This is a genomic window from Moritella sp. F3 (assembly GCF_015082335.1).
Lineage (GTDB): Bacteria > Pseudomonadota > Gammaproteobacteria > Enterobacterales > Moritellaceae > Moritella.
The window spans coordinates 1-216 of sequence record NZ_BLRL01000195.1; the positions used below are offsets into that span (position 1 = coordinate 1).

1 protein-coding gene is annotated in these 216 nt (G+C 37.0%); it reads left to right on the plus strand.

Annotated elements, in window-relative coordinates; genetic code table 11:
• On the plus strand, positions 1–216 hold a 216-nt coding region (locus tag JFU56_RS22865; RefSeq protein WP_198439477.1), incomplete at both ends, for a hypothetical protein.

Below are 216 nucleotides of genomic sequence, written 5' to 3' on the forward strand. Positions count from 1 at the left end.
AATACCGAGTTCAAAGGTCGTGTAAATTCAACGAGCACAATTAACGCCGCACGTTTATCTGAAAACAATGTGTTACTAAGTAAGAAATACCTTGGTATAAATGCAACTGCAGCAAATGCTCATCAATTAGGTGGAGTCTCTGCGGGTAATTATGTGCGTCGTGATGCAGAGAATGTTTTCTTTAAAACACAGCGATTTAAAGAAAATGTAAATGTA